Origin of the sequence: Bacillus sp. AF23 (genome assembly GCF_020861455.1) — a bacterium.
GTDB lineage: Bacteria > Bacillota > Bacilli > Bacillales > Bacillaceae > Bacillus > Bacillus halotolerans.
Genome location: NZ_JAJHVY010000014.1, coordinates 97,743 through 112,010, shown reverse-complemented (window position 1 = coordinate 112,010; position 14,268 = coordinate 97,743). Strand labels below are relative to the sequence as shown.

Sequence of the window (14,268 nt, the reverse complement as noted above, 5' to 3'; positions counted from 1 at the left end):
TTAACATAAAACAGGGTCAAATAGGATACTCTGCTTTTCCATCACCAATAGCTTGTGATGTACTCTACTCCCCCATCAGATGGGGTTTCGATAGTCGTTGAACCTTCACCCTTTTAGGCGCTTGGCTGCTGATTACCCTCGACTGGATGCACGTTAGGGCTTCCCAGCAATTAACAGAGTTAACAATGCATATTACTACGCAAAGCCGCTAGTAATTAACGGGCTCTTACCTCAAGGTGGAGTTTTCCTTGCTTAACATACCATTGCGTCTCGTATACACATGGTGTTAAGGCCATTGAGTCTAATTCATCAGGATTCCAAAGCATTGTAATGTGTCTCCGTGAAGATGGGTTGTTCTTCAATTGATGCAGAAGATAATCAACCTGATCTACCTTTTCTCCATTTAACTTTCTGTTTTTCTTCCCCAACTGAAAACCATATGCATGTCCGATAGTGCCGTCTTCTTGCTTCCATTGATCCCAAATATGTACGCCCATCTTGTTTAATTCAGTAACATCATTAGATTTCAGTTGCCAAATCCAGAGCAACTCTTTAATGGCTGTTTTCCAGGCAACCTTTTTTGTCGTTAAAATCGGAACCTCTGAGTTGTCGAATCTCATTTGCTTACTCATTACACTTAGAGTATGTGCCGGTGTTCCATCTGAGTCCCACTTTGTCCTTACTTGGAATTCTTCGTCTGAGATTCCATTTTTTATAATTTCCTTTATAATTGAATTGTATTGTTTATCAAATTGAGTCATGAAAACCTTCCTTTATCTATTCTCTAATAGAAATCTTTCTGTGTCATTTTAACACTCTTATCTCCAATCTTCCTTACTGTGATACATCAGATTTGCAGCGAGCTTGTCAGCAAAATCCAATCCTTTATTATTTTTTACAATTGTATTAATTGAAACGGATTCAACCCTTTTATTCATTAAGATATGAAGCTTGCAAAACTCTTCTGGTGTCCCCTCGTAGACAACCCCTTCAATTGTTGCTTTCATTAGAACATCTCCCTTTTAATTTCGTTCATTTGATCAGAAATATTATTTCTGATTGTATGTGGTAACTGATCGATCCCTTTTACAATCCGTTTCTGACCAGTTTTCCTGATTTTTGTAGTCATCTCTTTAAAACACTCTAAAGCAGTATCTGAGATTTCATCATATAGCCCCTGAATTTTCACTAATACACTTAAATATTCTTCGTCACCTTCTTCAAATAGTGATAACCCTTCTTCAAGTTTGTTGATCTTTTCAATACTCTTTATTATTTTATTTTTATCCTTTAACAATTAATCACCCACCCAGTTTATTCTGGTCATGTATCTTAATGAAGTTAGCGGCTGCCTTTTTGTATCTCAGGTCTTTCTCGTGCTCAGCAACTTGTCTCATATGGTCAATAAATTCATCTTCAAGTCCTTGTAACTGAAGAAACCCAAAGCAAAGACCGTTCCTATAAAGCATGTCGTCATATTTTGCTTGTAAAGCTCTTTCTTTGCTGTTAATGATCTCTTTCCTCCTTAAATATTAGATAAAAGTATTCTTTTATTTGAATTCAGTTAAATACAAACACCTTCCTGAATGTGGTAGAGTAATAATAACATCAGTGTTAGGAGTGATTTTTTGAGTAAAGCATTAAAGATTGTTTGCCTTATCGGACTGATTATTCTAGCGTTTCTATTATTTTATTCTTCCTTCACTCATAATCGAACAATTTTTGTAGCTGTACAATTGATTGTAGCTGCTCTATTTGTTGGCTTTGGGATTGATGCTTTTATTAAAAAACAGAGATATCATGGGTTCCTATATCTCTTCATTGCTACAGGCACAGTCGTTGTTAATATTCAACAGCTAAGTTAACCAAGTATAAACTACCCACTAAATACATAAGATAATATGCACCTTGGCTGAAACCTCCATTGTTCAGATCGCACAGCATGAATACAGCCAAGGTTTTAATTATTTACTTCGTTCCCGTTGAACCATGTCCGCCTCTATCTTCGTTCTCCAAATGCTCAACCTCGACCAATTCAATTGTTGGCATCTTTTTCATAATTCTAAACTGACAGATCCGATCCCCCTTCTTAATTTCTGTATCACGCAATGCATAAGCAGGAAAAAACCAGAAATCGTTGTCTCCCTTATATGACTCATCGATAACACCCATTGAATTTGTTTGAATAACGCCAAAGTTCTTATATGTACTTGAACGAGGAACGACATGTGCTTCGTAACCTTCAGGCAGCTCCATTGCAACTCCTAAAGGAATAAGCTTAAACTCGTCCTTTTTGATTGCTACATCTTCAGCTGCACGAAGATCAATCCAATCACCTTGCTCAATTTTGCTAATTCTTGTTTGTGATTCATCTAAATATTTAATTTTGATTTGCATTATGTATTAACTCCTTTGTAATTAATATAGTGTACCTATGCATTTTCTTTTCAGTTTAACAAACAACTAATTATTGTTCGAATCTTGCCCTCAACTCTTCATATAGTTTACGATCACTTTCTTCTTTCTGTTTGAGGTACTTTTCTCTTTCAGCATCTTGCTTCTTTTTTAGCTCATTCTCATACTCTTCCCACTCTGTTTCATCGATCACACCTATTTCATGTAATTCCCTTTTCAAAGGGTATAAGATCTTCTTTGCTTCATGTGGGTATAAAATTCTTGTCTCATAGCCATCATCCCAGTCAGATTGTTGACAGGCCATAAACACGCCTCCATCTTTAGTAATAATCGTTGTTTGCTCACAAAATTGATTTGCCCAAACATAGGCAACTTCTTTTCCGATTAACCCTTCCTGATTTTCAATGAAATACATTTATTGGCTCCTTTTAATTTAAGTTTGATTAAAATTACCCTTTTATCGTAAATCCTTTAATAACTCATCAAGTTCATCAGGCTTAAAACCAATACTTCGTTTTACTTCCTCTCCTTGACCACTCAGCAGAATGGTTACCGGTACTCCCATGACACCGAATCTTGCTGCTACTTCTGGTTCCTGTGTAACGTCAACTGTCTCAAATTGAATATTTGCTTGTTCTAAGTAATTGGACACCATTTTACATGGATTGCAATTAGGCTGCTCTAATTTAATTAATCTCATTGAATACATCCTTTCTCGGTAAAAATGAAATCTGAATCCTTTAATGGTTCAACCGTTGCTTTTTTGTATCCATTCCCTTTAGTTGAAAAGAAGTCATGGGATTTAGTCTTAGTGCTTAACCCATTGATAACAATTGGGTTAACATCTTCCTCCTCGAACAGATGGTCGAATCCCAGGTTGTTTAAAGCTTTATTTGCGTTGTATCTGATGAATTTCTTTACATCTGGAGCTAAACCAACCTGATCATAGACATCTTCTGTATACTCCAATTCATTTTCGTAAAGCTCCTGCAGTAAGCTTAAAGCCCATGCGTACAGTTCTTTTTGCTTCTCTTGTGTTTGCTTCTTATAAATCTCTTGAGCTAGCAATCCGATGTAAACGCCGTGTATCGCCTCGTCACGGATAATTAAATTTACAATTTCCCCGCTCTGCATGAGCTTTCCTTGTCCGTAAAAGTAAAGGGGATAATAAAACCCTGAGTAGAAAAGAAAACTCTCCAGAAACACAGATGCAACCATTGCTTTGAATAAGGAAATTTCATCGTTTTTCTCAACTGCTTTATAAATTGAAACAATTGTTCTTGCTTTCTTTTGAAGAAACTTATTGTTTTTAACCCATTCAAACACTTCGTTGATCTGCTCGGTTGGAGCTAATGTAAGAAAGATATTAGAGTACGACTTCGCATGAACAGCGTTCTCCATCATCGCCATAAAATTCAGCACGGCTTTCCGCTGGTGGCCGTCTACGTGTTCAGCCACGATCGGCATTCCTGTATTCCCCTGCTCTGTATCAAGAAGCGTAAGTCCGGCCAATACCTTCATATAAGTGTCCTGCTCGTTTTTTCCGAGGTATTTCCATGTGAGAAGATCTCCGTTTAAAGCAATCTCTTCCGGAAGCCAGAACTGCTTCACGTTTTGGTTATAGAACATTTGGGTAAAATCGTCTTCATGCTTTGACCAGTTTGCTGCTGTATACTGCTTGTTATTCTTTAGTTGTGACAAAAATGTGACCTCCTAAATATTTTTCCTCCCTTGCTTATTGTAAAAAGAAGGAAATATTTTATAAATGTTGTAAATTTTATGATGTAACATATCCACTATTAAGGGAGAAATAAGAAATGAAAAAGAAACTAATTATTGGTGCTTTAGCTTTAGGGCTAATACCTACTATTGGCAATACTACTGTTTCAGCTAAGCCGCTTCAAAATCCTGTGAAAGTCGTAAACCCTTTAGCAGATGCCAGATGTAAAGGCGGTGGCACTTTAATTTGTGAAACTGGAAATTTTACAGCTAAAGGAACCTTTTTCTTCGATTATTATGGAAGTGAAGACGACAAAATCAGAGTTTACATTGCAAATGATGGCAGCTACCCTTTTGAGTACAGAATTACGAACCCTGACGGTAAGAGAATAGCAGACGGTATTACAGTTAAACCAGGAAAGTCAACAGAATCAACCTTTTACGTAAAAGATATAGAAGGTACTTATAAAGTCCGTGTAACAAATGATGATGGTGAAGATATCAAAGCTTTTGTTAAAGCAAGGGGACTTTAATTAAGAAATCAGGAGTCAGGCAGAGTTATAGTGTGCCGACTCCTTTATTGTTTAAACAACGCAAGACAAACAGTTTTCTTGAGTAGTATCCTTTGTTCTCGCATAGTACAAAGTCTTAATTCCCTTATGATGAGCGTAGAGATCTATTCTATTTAGGTCTCTCGTTGTCATCGTATCCTTCAAAAACAGCGTAAATGAAATTCCTTGATCGACATGCTGCTGAATCGTTGCAATAAGATCAACTACCTTAAACATATCCATGTCATAAGCTTCTTTATAAAAGAACCAATTCTGAGCCGATAAACCTGGCATCGGATAATAAGTCTTACTGTTACCGTATGTACGTTCCTCTATTCTCTCCATAATAGGCATTACACCAGCTGTAGATGATTGAACATATGAGATGCTTCCCGTAGGTGCAATTGCCTGTCTATATGAATGATACAGACCATATTTCATTACATCTTCTTTAAGTTTCACCCAATCTTCAATATTAGGAATATGTTGATCTCCAAACAGCTTTTTAACTTTTTCAAATTTCGGGCTATAATCATTTGTTACGTACTTTTCGAAATACTCACCTGATTTATAAGTCGAACCATCAAACTTGTAGTATGTCTCCCCTGTTTCTCGTGCAATTTCCATTGAACGCTGCAGGGAAAAGTAATTGACCATCATAAAGTATGTATTAACAAAATCCTTAGCTTCTTCACTTTCATATGCAATATTATTTTGAGCTAGAAATCCGTGAAGGTTCATTTGCCCTAAACCAATGGATCTCATTAGTGTATTTGCTCTCGCAACAGCTGGAGCATTTACAATGTTTGTTTTCCTGGTGACAGTTGTCAATGAGTCAATTGCTATTCTGACTGTTGAAGCAATTGATTGATTACTCATTACATTTACAATGTTCATTGAGCCAAGATTGCATGAGATATCTAATCCAATTTCATCTTCCTGATCGTAATCTGTATAAACTGACACTTGTGATGCTTGGAGTACCTCTGACTTTAATATTCAACGAAAGGCGCAACACTCTCGTCCGTTCTCTTATGAACTGCTTACGATCACTCGTAAGAATAGACTATATCATCGACCTATAAGGCCGCCCGCCGTTTCCATCGCCATATGCTTGCGATGTACTCTACTCCCTTACGCGCATGCGTGGTTTCGATAGTCGTTCGGCATTTCCGCAAGGTGCGGTTTAGCACGGTATTGTCTATTGAATAGAGTTTCACCGTTTAGACGGGTTTGCTACGATCATTGCTAATCGAAGGTGCTACAGTTAACACAAATTAGAAAACTTCACTTTTGAAATATGTTCATTTGGATGCACTTTATTTACATTGTCTGCAAACATGATATAAGGATACCCAGATTCACTTCTTAGAATGGCCAATTGCTCCAACAGCTTTCGAGCATTCCCTTTTACTTTTCTAACTTTAGGGTTTTCAACAAGTTCATCATACATTTTATTGATGTCCATCTCATCAAGATACTGTCCATATTCTTTGTAGACTGAATGAGGATAGAACATGTAATAATCCTTGTCTTCCCTTGCAAGTTCAATAAACTTATCAGGAATAACTACACCAATAGACAGTGTTTTAACTCGGACATCTTCATCTGCTGATATTTTTTTAGTATCCAGGAAGTCTGTAATGTCTGGATGGAATACACTTAGATAAGCCGCTCCTGATCCTTGCCTTTGTCCCATCTGATCTGCATATCTAAAAGCGTTATCCAATAGCTTCATGACACCTACGACACCTTTAGTAGCATTCTCTACGTCTTTAATCGCTTCACCTTTGGCTCTTAATTTGTTTAGATTTAGCGCTACACCACCGCCTAGCTTAGAAAGCTGCATAGAGATATCAATTGCACGTGAAATATCATTCAAACTGTCCCCTACTTCTAGTAAGAAGCAGCTCACCATTTCACCTCTTCGCTTACGTCCAGCATTAAGGAAAGTAGGTGTTGCCGGCTGATACTCTTGTTTCATCATTGTATGTACTTCCTCAACTGCTTTCTCGTAATCACCATCTGCGCAATACAAAGCCACAATTGAGACACGATCCTCGTACCTCTCCAGGATCTTTGTTTTATCATTTGTCTTCAATGCGTAGTCATTGTAGAACTTAAATGCACTCATAAAAGATGGGAATCTAAATTTGTAACTGTAAGCAATCTTATAAATTGATTTAATCTGTTCAAATGTGTATTCGGTTAAGAATTCTTCTTCGTAATAATCATTTTTAATCAAATAATCCAGTTTTTCTTTTAAATTATGGAAAAAGACTGTGTTTTGATTAATGTAATCAACAAAGTAACTATGTACGGCCTCCTTATCCTTCTCGAATTGATACTTCCCATCTTTCTGAATCATGATTTCATTATTGAGCTTGATCCACTTTGGTATTGTGTTTGTCAATAAGTTGTACCTCCTGAATGATCTTCTGTAAGTCTTTTTTCGTTCCACTAAGTTCAAACTTTAATAACAATGGTGTGTGGAACTTAGCTGAAAGCTTGTCTCCAGCTAAACCATAGTTATCACCCCAAACCTTGTTACCACTAACAGCAACTCCTCTAATTTTATTTTTATTCTTTTTGATAAAACTCAAAGTCCTTTCAGGCACTTCCCCAAAGCCTATCGTATATGTAATATGTATGAACTCTTGATTGATGATCGTATCATCAGTTATTTCAATGGCCTCAATATCTAATTTGTGTTGCAGCGCTTTTACAAACCTTCTTACATTACCAGTTTTACTCTCATATGTAATGACCACTAATCGTTATATGCCCCTGTAATTAATTTTGTAGTCACTGTTTCAGCTTCATTTTCAGCATGATTGAATGCTTCTGATATTTCACGATTAATGTCGCCCATTTCCATGTAGCCCTGTGCCATACTTTCATATAAGGAACTCTTTTTAACTGGAACGTAATCATCTAGATTCTTTTCTAATTCAACAAATTGATTTCCCTGCTGGTCAGTTGCAATAATCTCTCCTTTGAATACAGGAAGAGATTGCCCATCAGCTAAATGAATATGAGTGTTCTCAGTGGCTACTGTAAAGTTAATAATGTTCTTCTTTTTTACATATGGTTGAGTTGGATCAATACGTCTAGCTGCCCCCATTTTACATCTCCTTATTTTTTGTTTTTATTTTGAATATAATAGAAGTTTTAATCGTTAACTTTCTTTAATTCTTCCATACATTCATGGCATAAAGTTTTATCAAATTCTTCTCTATATTCACAATCCCATTCGTCTTGTCTATAACTTTCTTCACAATTATCACAAGATGTTTTAACGTACTCTAAGGGATTAAATCCGCTCCATTTACTTCCTAAAAATTGACTAACCTCTGCCACTGCTTCTGGTGAAATGTTTAACTTTTCAATATCTCCTTCTTCTAAAACACCATATACTTCACTATGTTTTCCTAACACTTCTCCAAAATAAATATCTTCGCCAATCGCAGAATTTACATCTTCTTCTGTTGCAGCAAATAAACCTTCCAAATAACCGCTTCTTCCGCAATCCCAAAAAAATCTGTACAAATATTTCAAAATTACCTCTCCCTTATAAAACTGTGATTTTATCTAGATTTAATCCGTATCTATTTGCCCTCCTTACTCTTCTTCAATCGTCCATCCATTCAATCTTGCGTACTTTAATTTTCTTGAATATCTATGTTTCCACTCGTCCCACCTTTTCGTTTCCCCGAGCGTAGCGAATGGATCTTGGTTTTTCTGTTTTAAGAGAATATCACCAACCCATCTAGGAACTGACGGTTTATAGTAACTTTCCGACATCTATTCGTCCTCCAATTATAGATTTCTGTATCTTCCTTTATTATTGTTTTGGCCAGCCCTCTCCAAGGAGCTTTTTAGCTTCTTCAACATCTGTGAATCTTTCAATTTTGTGTCTATAGTCATCGATCCATCGGTAAACACATACTGCATTTTCTTCAACTTTCATGACAGTGTACTGCTGCATAGGATCTTCTAAAAGGTGAAGTTTCTGATCTTTATAAAATCCTTGAATCATTTAATGTCCTCCTCTTATTTTATTGAATTTCTCTTACCTCATGTGGCACTCCACTTTCTTCTTGAGCATACACAGCATCATTATGAGCCTCAATAGCATCATCATAAGTATTAACAAGTGTTCCCATGCAATAAAGTTCTTATTTTTTATTCATTTTCATCATCCTTTTAGTTTATTTTTGTGAATCTCTTAATCTCTTTACCATCAACAACCACTTTTCCAAAGAACATGTCTTTAGGTCTTGCCCAAAGAACTCCGTCATGGTCTTCATATGTAACCAGCTTTTCTTCTGTTTCAGTGTGAATAGCCTCTCCAATAACCTTGTAAATGCCACCTTTATAGTGTTTAAAATGACATCCAATAAAATCAAATGTGTCTATAGTAGCTTTCCTCCTTAAACTTCCTCTAAATGCAACACAAGAACATTTTTATATGGACCTAATTGAATCTCATCTCTTGCTTCTTCACCATCAATCCTGAAGTTAACTGGTGTGTCGCCGTGAAAATCAAGTTGATCTTGTAATGCTTTAATTACATCACTTACTTTTGGGTTAATTAACTTGCCATTAATCTCAACATAAGCCACGGGCTTTCCTCCTCTTTCTTTAAAATCATCCTTTTAAAGTAATGAATAAATTCCTGGTTCGCCAACACTGGTAACTACTGATTTGAGCACTTTGAATTCTAATTTAACTGCCTGGTCTCCAGCTATGTTGAAATGAATTTTATTAATGTTCACACTTACCACTTTTGTTTCTCCCTCATAACTTGTTAATTTCATTTTTAGTGGGTCTTTTTGTAACTCGTCTAAATCAAACACCTTATATGCCGTTGAATTCTTACCAGTGTTTATTGTAATCAAGCCCTCATTCTCAACAGCTTCAATGTTCTTGTAATGAAGCACCATTCTCGTTTCCTTCGGTAAATAATTATTGAATTTTTCTTCATAAACAGCAATTTCTCTTAAAATCATATCTAACTCTCCTTTGCAAAATTGGTTTAAAATAAAACTTTTATTTAGACTTCAATCAACTGATTCGTACCTAATCTTTGGATAGGTTGTTTTCTTATAAACTCTTTTCCTACACAATGGGCACTGAAACGGATATTGTGGTGGGTTTGATGTGAGCATCATATTTACAAACACAAGCTCTGGAGCTTCTTCGCATTCATCACAATGTAACGTCTCTCTAAAAACTTTAACTTGCTGCGATTTAATCATATTCAAATTCCTCCTTTGTTAAATAAACAATGTACTGACATACAGAACAATCAATGCAAAAGCTGAATGAAGTAAAGACTTACCGGCTTTCTTGAAAATGTTCTCATCTTTTTCCTGATCTGACCGTTTTACACCTTTGACAAATACGTTGAGTAAAACACCAATAACAAACGCATGAGGTAAAGTGACATGGACATTTTGAATGTTGTATGTATCAATAAGCAAAGGATTTAACACGTGATTCAATCCATAATAGACAACTAGTGACATAGTCAATGCTTCAACAAAAATAAGTAACCCAACTACAATCAGAGAACCTGATCCGATAAAGAAACCGTTCCAAATATCTTTTGTATCCTTATTCATTAAATATCTCTCCTTTAGTCTTTTTTTATTAGTCTCTTCCACCAGGAAGTTTTACGTTTTTCTTCTTGCTCTTTAAAGCGTTCATATTCTTGTTTAAGTTGCTGATTAAATTCCTCGATTTTTTCTTGTTTTTGAATTGCTTTTTCAAGACTCTCTTTATCTTCAACTGTTTTAATGATCTTGTCAGTCTGATATGTCCATTCATTTTTTGTGTTGCGTTGCCTGTCTGTTACGACTACATATTCGTTAAACCCTGGGATATACACTTTCCCTCCGACTTCAATTGGGTCTAAGTCGATAACTCCTTCAAAAAATGGCTGGTATTCACATTGCTGCTCAATTGGGACAAGGGCATCACACAGGCCTAATGTCCAACTTTTTTTAATTACCTTCCCTTCAAATGTTGCTTTATGTCGTCCCACTTATTCACCTCCTTAAAAGTCTCTATAAAATTGAATAAGGCCTAAATTCGCTTGCAGAAACCCATTTCCAACCTCCATAAAATCTTTCATAAATCAAAAACTCTTCTTCATTTTCATTGTTTTGTCTTGTTCCATAAACCTCAAAAACATCCTCTTCATGAATGATATGCTGAATCTTCCCCATTCTCCCTCTCTCCTCATTATTTGTTTTGATTTGTCACATCCTGCGCTTGCCCGGGAAATTATGAACATTTCCTTCTGACTATTTCCCTTCATCTTGTTCATATCACTGTTAGAATAATTCCGAAAAGGAGCGAACAGGCTCCAATCAAGAAAACAGTGATGTAAAATGGCATGCCTTCTTTAAAGTTCTTATTCTCAACTAAACTTGCAAGGCCATTGCCTAAAAACGTTGAACCGAATAAGATTAGACCCAGTATTAATAATAAAATTTCATTCCCCCCGATTCTTTCAGGTTTATTTCCTTATTTATAGATCCACTAACAACAGCCCGTCTAACCCATATACCTTGTCTCTTTCAGTTAACTTGCCGTTCTTTCTCATTGTCTTCAATGCGTTTTCTGCTTGTTTACGATTCGAATAAATATGCGGGTGGTATCCATAGAGATATTTCCCTTCACTCTTTGCAGCAATTACAAACATGTTCATTCATCAACTCTCCTTACTCAACTCTTAAATTTAGACAAAGTCTTCATTTTTTCTTTTTTAGACTGAAATCCATGTCGAATTTTTAACCTTTTCCATACCATGTACTATCCTTACTAAAGGAGGTGGCAATATGGGATTCTACGGTGGATATTCTGGTGGATACTCTGGAGGCGGATACGGAAGCAGCTTCGTATTGATCGTTGTGTTATTCATCCTATTGATCATTGTTGGTGCTACATTCCTATACTAATCTCAGAGTAATTCCAGAGCCTTTGAATCACCTCCCTGTTCGATAGACGCCATAAAACTTCTTATGGCGTTTTTTATTTTTACATTTGAATAAAAGGAATATTTTATGTAATTTTATTTTTACTCTAAATATAACTTCAAAAATTTTAACGTCTTTTCTAATTTCATGTCCCTACAATGTTCCAAACATTTCTTTTGCAATTCCTCGCCGCATTCTTTATGTACCGGAAATTCCTTATATTCTTTTTCATCAGTAATCCTTATGTAAAAGACGATTCCACCAATGTGTTCCCTACACTTAGTACACTCCAAACCATCACCTCTAATCTTATGAATCTAGCATACTCTTAATTCCCATGGTGGTCAATAGTAATTTTATTTTTATTCTAAATATTTTTTAAGAGTAGGAGAGTTCCTCCCCTACAGTACAATACGGCTGCTGCTAATGGTCTTCAGTTCGTTTATGAAATACACGAACAATTATTGCCGCTATGAAGAATAAGGCAAACAATCCAAAAGCCATTGATCCATTCTTTAAAATTATCCCAAAGATCAACAATGCACAACCAGACAAAATAAATAGTATTTTACTTAAGATATTGATCATTTACACTTCTCCATGCAATCAAAGAATGCATTTACACCAATAATACCAGCAGTATTTACACAAGCATAGCAAGCAGTTCCTGCTGTTGCTGGAACACCAGCTGTGCATGCAGCCCCACATAAAATAGCTAAACCAGTGATTGCCCATTGGCTAATATTCTTATCACCTAAGCAATCTGATACACATCCAGTCCAACTCTGAGTACTCATCATGTTAGATGAGCTTGTTTGATCTTCTGAAGAGTTTTCTGTTTCAAAGACACCAGACTTGTCTTCATCCTTAACGCCATTAACCCAATAAGCCATTTCGTTTTGAGTGCTGCTGATTTTCTTCATATCAACTTCATAGTATTCTTCAATATTCATATCACTATCAAATGAAATATTGAATGAACTAACTCTATCTACTTTTTCAGTGTCCACGTATAAATAAGAAACTGAATAAGTTACTGTACCATCATCATACTTGATAGCCCTAACTGATGCATTATCAAATACTTTTTCGTTTGATTTATGATACTTAATGTCTCCGTTTTCAATTGCCTTATTTGCCTTTGAAAGAAGTTTTTCCTTAGTCTTTTTGCTCACATCAATAGTGTGATCTGCAATAAATTCTGCTTCTGATTTTACCTTACCCTTGTCGATATTATCTGTTGAGATTGTACTCTTTGCATCACTATTTTGAGGAAATGTTGCAAAGGCCAGCACAAATACGGCAACTAATGCTAAGATCGTTCGATAAAAAGACTTGTTCATTAAAATAACCCCTTTGTAAAAATATAATTCTCATCTGGCACCAATACTTTTCAAACAGACAATCTCATAAATCACCTTCTTTCTTTAATAAATGCTACCAATCATATAAATAATTGTTAAGAAACAAAGGCGATTTTGAATAATAAGTATCACAGATGTCATTAACTCAAAGGGATATTGCTCACCTTTATAAACAACTTATGTAATTTTGTAATTCGTTAGATTTAGTAAAAACATCACCGAATTTTTTGTCTATAGTTTTCCATTGCCTTTCAGTTGTTGAAGGCAACTCATTTTCAAGGTAAATGAACAACTCATCAATTTTACTGCTAAGTTGATCCATATTTTGCACAAGTGTCTCTTTTATTGGATCAGATATATACATGGAGCCGTCCTCCCTTATGAAAAGATGATAATAGCTTTGCCGTTTTCATTTTTTATGTATGGGGAATATTTTCGCTCTAGGTAATTCCTTGATGTGCCTTCTCCCAGGCTTACATTATAAATATCTCTTACCTTATGTACTTCATATGCTTGTTCTTTTGCCTGTTCAGGTGATAGCGCCTCTATAACCAGAGACGCGTTTTCACCTTTGCTGTCTTTACACCTTACATAATACTTTTTCAATAAACATCCCTTTATCCTTTCGTCTTTTCTTGAAACAATTTAATGAATCAAGTCTCGATATGTATTTGATTTAATATTGCATAGATTGACTAGCTTGGTTAACCGCTCGATTTCCTTACTCATCGCATAACACTGATCAACATAATACTTCTTTGGCATAATCACGAACTGGACATCTTTAAATCCTTCCGCACCGGCTTCTTGCATTGCTGCAGAAAAGATGTCAATTAGGTTCCCTTTTTTAAAGCTCTCAATATACTCATCTACTGAAATAGTGTGCAAAACCTTAGCTAATACTTCCTTGGTCTTTTCATCGTTATTTACGTAAATGCTTTGTGTATGTGGTTCAATAACTACAAAATCAAGAGCGTTTACCAAGTCAATTTTTTCTTGATCAGCTAACATATTCACTCCCCTTTTTGTCGTGATATCTCATCCTCAATAGTTTTTTTCCCAGCTTTGAGGACTTCCATAAAGTTTGCTGTTGCTTCAATTTCAGCTGCTAATGAATCTACATAACGCTGCGCTTGGTCAGTTTCCCCATTTCTGATTTTCTTTCTATAATCTTCGACACCTTGTTTAAACCTTTCAATTATTTGCTCGTTGTTAATACTTCGACACTCCTTG

At 35.7% G+C, this 14,268-nt stretch carries 27 protein-coding genes and 3 pseudogenes; 3 read left to right on the top strand and 27 right to left on the bottom strand.

Going from position 1 to position 14,268, the window contains the following annotated elements; all coding sequences use genetic code 11:
- Nucleotides 1–218: 218 nt before the first annotated feature.
- From LNN34_RS05455 to LNN34_RS05440, 4 genes and pseudogenes are all read right to left on the bottom strand, one after another.
- Nucleotides 219–761 (bottom strand): annotated as a pseudogene (locus tag LNN34_RS05455) (thymidylate synthase); the annotation flags it as partial.
- 57 nt (nucleotides 762–818) lie between these two features.
- Nucleotides 819–1,007 carry a hypothetical protein gene (locus LNN34_RS05450; protein WP_229042928.1) on the bottom strand — a complete coding sequence of 63 codons (189 nt, stop codon included), beginning with the start codon at nucleotides 1,005–1,007 and terminating at the stop codon, nucleotides 819–821.
- Complete coding sequence (locus tag LNN34_RS05445) at nucleotides 1,007–1,297, bottom strand: hypothetical protein (protein WP_229042927.1); 291 nt, start codon at nucleotides 1,295–1,297, stop codon at nucleotides 1,007–1,009. The genes LNN34_RS05450 and LNN34_RS05445 overlap by 1 nt, the downstream gene beginning before the upstream one ends.
- A gap of 4 nt (nucleotides 1,298–1,301) precedes the next feature.
- On the bottom strand, nucleotides 1,302–1,469 hold the full coding sequence (locus LNN34_RS05440; RefSeq protein WP_069684676.1) for a hypothetical protein: 168 nt from the start codon (nucleotides 1,467–1,469) through the stop codon (nucleotides 1,302–1,304).
- Between the two features lie 159 nt (nucleotides 1,470–1,628).
- Between LNN34_RS05440 and LNN34_RS05435 the strand changes: the two genes are divergently transcribed.
- Nucleotides 1,629–1,865: a hypothetical protein gene (locus LNN34_RS05435; protein ID WP_229042926.1), complete on the top strand. Its 237-nt coding sequence runs from the start codon at nucleotides 1,629–1,631 to the stop codon at nucleotides 1,863–1,865.
- 103 nt (nucleotides 1,866–1,968) lie between these two features.
- On the opposite strand, the gene dutA is transcribed toward LNN34_RS05435, so the two are convergent.
- From dutA to nrdF, 4 genes are all read right to left on the bottom strand, one after another.
- Nucleotides 1,969–2,397 (bottom strand): dUTP diphosphatase, encoded by a 429-nt coding sequence (gene dutA / locus LNN34_RS05430; protein WP_229042925.1) that lies wholly within the window; start codon nucleotides 2,395–2,397, stop codon nucleotides 1,969–1,971.
- 70 nt (nucleotides 2,398–2,467) lie between these two features.
- Nucleotides 2,468–2,830: a hypothetical protein gene (locus LNN34_RS05425; protein WP_229042924.1), complete on the bottom strand. Its 363-nt coding sequence runs from the start codon at nucleotides 2,828–2,830 to the stop codon at nucleotides 2,468–2,470.
- A 42-nt stretch (nucleotides 2,831–2,872) separates the two neighbouring features.
- Nucleotides 2,873–3,115 carry a thioredoxin family protein gene (locus tag LNN34_RS05420; RefSeq protein ID WP_229042923.1) on the bottom strand — a complete coding sequence of 81 codons (243 nt, stop codon included), beginning with the start codon at nucleotides 3,113–3,115 and terminating at the stop codon, nucleotides 2,873–2,875.
- The gene (gene nrdF / locus LNN34_RS05415) at nucleotides 3,112–4,116 is read right to left on the bottom strand and encodes a class 1b ribonucleoside-diphosphate reductase subunit beta (RefSeq protein ID WP_267476619.1); all 1,005 of its coding nucleotides are present in this window, start codon (nucleotides 4,114–4,116) and stop codon (nucleotides 3,112–3,114) included. The genes LNN34_RS05420 and nrdF overlap by 4 nt, the downstream gene beginning before the upstream one ends.
- 116 nt (nucleotides 4,117–4,232) lie before the next feature.
- Between nrdF and LNN34_RS05410 the strand changes: the two genes are divergently transcribed.
- On the top strand, nucleotides 4,233–4,667 hold the full coding sequence (locus LNN34_RS05410; RefSeq protein WP_216394188.1) for a hypothetical protein: 435 nt from the start codon (nucleotides 4,233–4,235) through the stop codon (nucleotides 4,665–4,667).
- Nucleotides 4,668–4,718: 51 nt separating this feature from the next.
- Here LNN34_RS05410 and LNN34_RS05405 read toward each other — a convergent pair.
- The 15 genes and pseudogenes from LNN34_RS05405 to LNN34_RS05335 form a co-directional block, all read right to left on the bottom strand.
- Nucleotides 4,719–5,675, bottom strand: a pseudogene (locus LNN34_RS05405) (hypothetical protein); the annotation flags it as partial.
- A gap of 280 nt (nucleotides 5,676–5,955) precedes the next feature.
- Nucleotides 5,956–7,098 (bottom strand): annotated as a pseudogene (locus tag LNN34_RS05400) (ribonucleotide reductase N-terminal alpha domain-containing protein); the annotation flags it as partial.
- The gene (gene nrdI, locus LNN34_RS05395; RefSeq protein ID WP_229042922.1) at nucleotides 7,061–7,456 is read right to left on the bottom strand and encodes a class Ib ribonucleoside-diphosphate reductase assembly flavoprotein NrdI; all 396 of its coding nucleotides are present in this window, start codon (nucleotides 7,454–7,456) and stop codon (nucleotides 7,061–7,063) included. The pseudogene LNN34_RS05400 and the gene nrdI, both read right to left, overlap by 38 nt.
- On the bottom strand, nucleotides 7,456–7,809 hold the full coding sequence (locus LNN34_RS05390) for a hypothetical protein (RefSeq protein ID WP_229042921.1): 354 nt from the start codon (nucleotides 7,807–7,809) through the stop codon (nucleotides 7,456–7,458). Before LNN34_RS05390 ends, nrdI begins: the two co-directional genes overlap by 1 nt.
- Nucleotides 7,810–7,856: 47 nt before the next feature.
- Nucleotides 7,857–8,243 (bottom strand): hypothetical protein, encoded by a 387-nt coding sequence (locus LNN34_RS05385; protein WP_229042920.1) that lies wholly within the window; start codon nucleotides 8,241–8,243, stop codon nucleotides 7,857–7,859.
- A gap of 63 nt (nucleotides 8,244–8,306) precedes the next feature.
- A complete protein-coding gene (locus tag LNN34_RS05380; RefSeq protein ID WP_229042919.1) occupies nucleotides 8,307–8,489 on the bottom strand; it encodes a hypothetical protein in 183 nt (60 codons plus the stop codon).
- 40 nt (nucleotides 8,490–8,529) lie between these two features.
- On the bottom strand, nucleotides 8,530–8,724 hold the full coding sequence (locus LNN34_RS05375) for a hypothetical protein (protein WP_004399360.1): 195 nt from the start codon (nucleotides 8,722–8,724) through the stop codon (nucleotides 8,530–8,532).
- Nucleotides 8,725–8,743: 19 nt separating this feature from the next.
- Nucleotides 8,744–8,851 carry a hypothetical protein gene (locus LNN34_RS05370; protein ID WP_061891151.1) on the bottom strand — a complete coding sequence of 36 codons (108 nt, stop codon included), beginning with the start codon at nucleotides 8,849–8,851 and terminating at the stop codon, nucleotides 8,744–8,746.
- Between the two features lie 40 nt (nucleotides 8,852–8,891).
- On the bottom strand, nucleotides 8,892–9,086 hold the full coding sequence (locus LNN34_RS05365; RefSeq protein ID WP_324251392.1) for a DUF1653 domain-containing protein: 195 nt from the start codon (nucleotides 9,084–9,086) through the stop codon (nucleotides 8,892–8,894).
- A gap of 32 nt (nucleotides 9,087–9,118) precedes the next feature.
- A complete protein-coding gene (locus tag LNN34_RS05360; protein ID WP_229042918.1) occupies nucleotides 9,119–9,310 on the bottom strand; it encodes a hypothetical protein in 192 nt (63 codons plus the stop codon).
- 33 nt (nucleotides 9,311–9,343) lie between these two features.
- The gene (locus LNN34_RS05355; RefSeq protein ID WP_229042917.1) at nucleotides 9,344–9,697 is read right to left on the bottom strand and encodes a hypothetical protein; all 354 of its coding nucleotides are present in this window, start codon (nucleotides 9,695–9,697) and stop codon (nucleotides 9,344–9,346) included.
- Nucleotides 9,698–9,964: 267 nt separating this feature from the next.
- Complete coding sequence (locus tag LNN34_RS05350; protein ID WP_113792256.1) at nucleotides 9,965–10,312, bottom strand: hypothetical protein; 348 nt, start codon at nucleotides 10,310–10,312, stop codon at nucleotides 9,965–9,967.
- 14 nt (nucleotides 10,313–10,326) lie between these two features.
- Complete coding sequence (locus tag LNN34_RS05345) at nucleotides 10,327–10,674, bottom strand: hypothetical protein (protein WP_205423233.1); 348 nt, start codon at nucleotides 10,672–10,674, stop codon at nucleotides 10,327–10,329.
- Nucleotides 10,675–10,756: 82 nt separating this feature from the next.
- Nucleotides 10,757–10,918 (bottom strand): hypothetical protein, encoded by a 162-nt coding sequence (locus LNN34_RS05340; protein WP_229042916.1) that lies wholly within the window; start codon nucleotides 10,916–10,918, stop codon nucleotides 10,757–10,759.
- A gap of 305 nt (nucleotides 10,919–11,223) precedes the next feature.
- Nucleotides 11,224–11,403: a hypothetical protein gene (locus tag LNN34_RS05335; protein WP_229042915.1), complete on the bottom strand. Its 180-nt coding sequence runs from the start codon at nucleotides 11,401–11,403 to the stop codon at nucleotides 11,224–11,226.
- Between the two features lie 130 nt (nucleotides 11,404–11,533).
- On the opposite strand from LNN34_RS05335, the gene yosA reads away from it, so the two are divergent.
- Nucleotides 11,534–11,653, top strand: coding sequence for a YhzE/YjcZ family sporulation protein YosA (gene yosA / locus LNN34_RS05330; protein ID WP_113712901.1), 120 nt, complete (start codon nucleotides 11,534–11,536; stop codon nucleotides 11,651–11,653).
- 602 nt (nucleotides 11,654–12,255) lie between these two features.
- Here yosA and LNN34_RS05325 read toward each other — a convergent pair.
- The 4 genes from LNN34_RS05325 to LNN34_RS05310 form a co-directional block, all read right to left on the bottom strand.
- On the bottom strand, nucleotides 12,256–13,014 hold the full coding sequence (locus LNN34_RS05325) for a hypothetical protein (protein WP_229042914.1): 759 nt from the start codon (nucleotides 13,012–13,014) through the stop codon (nucleotides 12,256–12,258).
- Between the two features lie 187 nt (nucleotides 13,015–13,201).
- The gene (locus LNN34_RS05320) at nucleotides 13,202–13,399 is read right to left on the bottom strand and encodes a hypothetical protein (RefSeq protein ID WP_229042913.1); all 198 of its coding nucleotides are present in this window, start codon (nucleotides 13,397–13,399) and stop codon (nucleotides 13,202–13,204) included.
- Between the two features lie 14 nt (nucleotides 13,400–13,413).
- A complete protein-coding gene (locus LNN34_RS05315) occupies nucleotides 13,414–13,641 on the bottom strand; it encodes a hypothetical protein (protein WP_101860502.1) in 228 nt (75 codons plus the stop codon).
- Nucleotides 13,642–13,680: 39 nt separating this feature from the next.
- On the bottom strand, nucleotides 13,681–14,046 hold the full coding sequence (locus LNN34_RS05310) for a hypothetical protein (RefSeq protein ID WP_229042912.1): 366 nt from the start codon (nucleotides 14,044–14,046) through the stop codon (nucleotides 13,681–13,683).
- Nucleotides 14,047–14,268 lie beyond the last annotated feature (222 nt).

Coding starts and splice junctions, on each gene's coding strand:
- LNN34_RS05350 (WP_113792256.1), bottom strand. CDS start 10,312: ATGAATAAGGATACAAAAGATATTTGGAACGGTTTCTTTATCGGATCA.
- LNN34_RS05420 (WP_229042923.1), bottom strand. CDS start 3,115: ATGAGATTAATTAAATTAGAGCAGCCTAATTGCAATCCATGTAAAATG.
- LNN34_RS05440 (WP_069684676.1), bottom strand. CDS start 1,469: ATGCTTTATAGGAACGGTCTTTGCTTTGGGTTTCTTCAGTTACAAGGA.
- LNN34_RS05390 (WP_229042921.1), bottom strand. CDS start 7,809: ATGGGGGCAGCTAGACGTATTGATCCAACTCAACCATATGTAAAAAAG.
- LNN34_RS05370 (WP_061891151.1), bottom strand. CDS start 8,851: ATGGGAACACTTGTTAATACTTATGATGATGCTATTGAGGCTCATAAT.
- LNN34_RS05335 (WP_229042915.1), bottom strand. CDS start 11,403: ATGAACATGTTTGTAATTGCTGCAAAGAGTGAAGGGAAATATCTCTAT.
- LNN34_RS05340 (WP_229042916.1), bottom strand. CDS start 10,918: ATGGGGAAGATTCAGCATATCATTCATGAAGAGGATGTTTTTGAGGTT.
- LNN34_RS05375 (WP_004399360.1), bottom strand. CDS start 8,724: ATGATTCAAGGATTTTATAAAGATCAGAAACTTCACCTTTTAGAAGAT.
- LNN34_RS05355 (WP_229042917.1), bottom strand. CDS start 9,697: ATGATTTTAAGAGAAATTGCTGTTTATGAAGAAAAATTCAATAATTAT.
- LNN34_RS05380 (WP_229042919.1), bottom strand. CDS start 8,489: ATGTCGGAAAGTTACTATAAACCGTCAGTTCCTAGATGGGTTGGTGAT.
- yosA (WP_113712901.1), top strand. CDS start 11,534: ATGGGATTCTACGGTGGATATTCTGGTGGATACTCTGGAGGCGGATAC.
- LNN34_RS05325 (WP_229042914.1), bottom strand. CDS start 13,014: ATGAACAAGTCTTTTTATCGAACGATCTTAGCATTAGTTGCCGTATTT.
- LNN34_RS05425 (WP_229042924.1), bottom strand. CDS start 2,830: ATGTATTTCATTGAAAATCAGGAAGGGTTAATCGGAAAAGAAGTTGCC.
- LNN34_RS05410 (WP_216394188.1), top strand. CDS start 4,233: ATGAAAAAGAAACTAATTATTGGTGCTTTAGCTTTAGGGCTAATACCT.
- LNN34_RS05320 (WP_229042913.1), bottom strand. CDS start 13,399: ATGTATATATCTGATCCAATAAAAGAGACACTTGTGCAAAATATGGAT.
- dutA (WP_229042925.1), bottom strand. CDS start 2,397: ATGCAAATCAAAATTAAATATTTAGATGAATCACAAACAAGAATTAGC.
- LNN34_RS05450 (WP_229042928.1), bottom strand. CDS start 1,007: ATGAAAGCAACAATTGAAGGGGTTGTCTACGAGGGGACACCAGAAGAG.
- LNN34_RS05310 (WP_229042912.1), bottom strand. CDS start 14,046: ATGTTAGCTGATCAAGAAAAAATTGACTTGGTAAACGCTCTTGATTTT.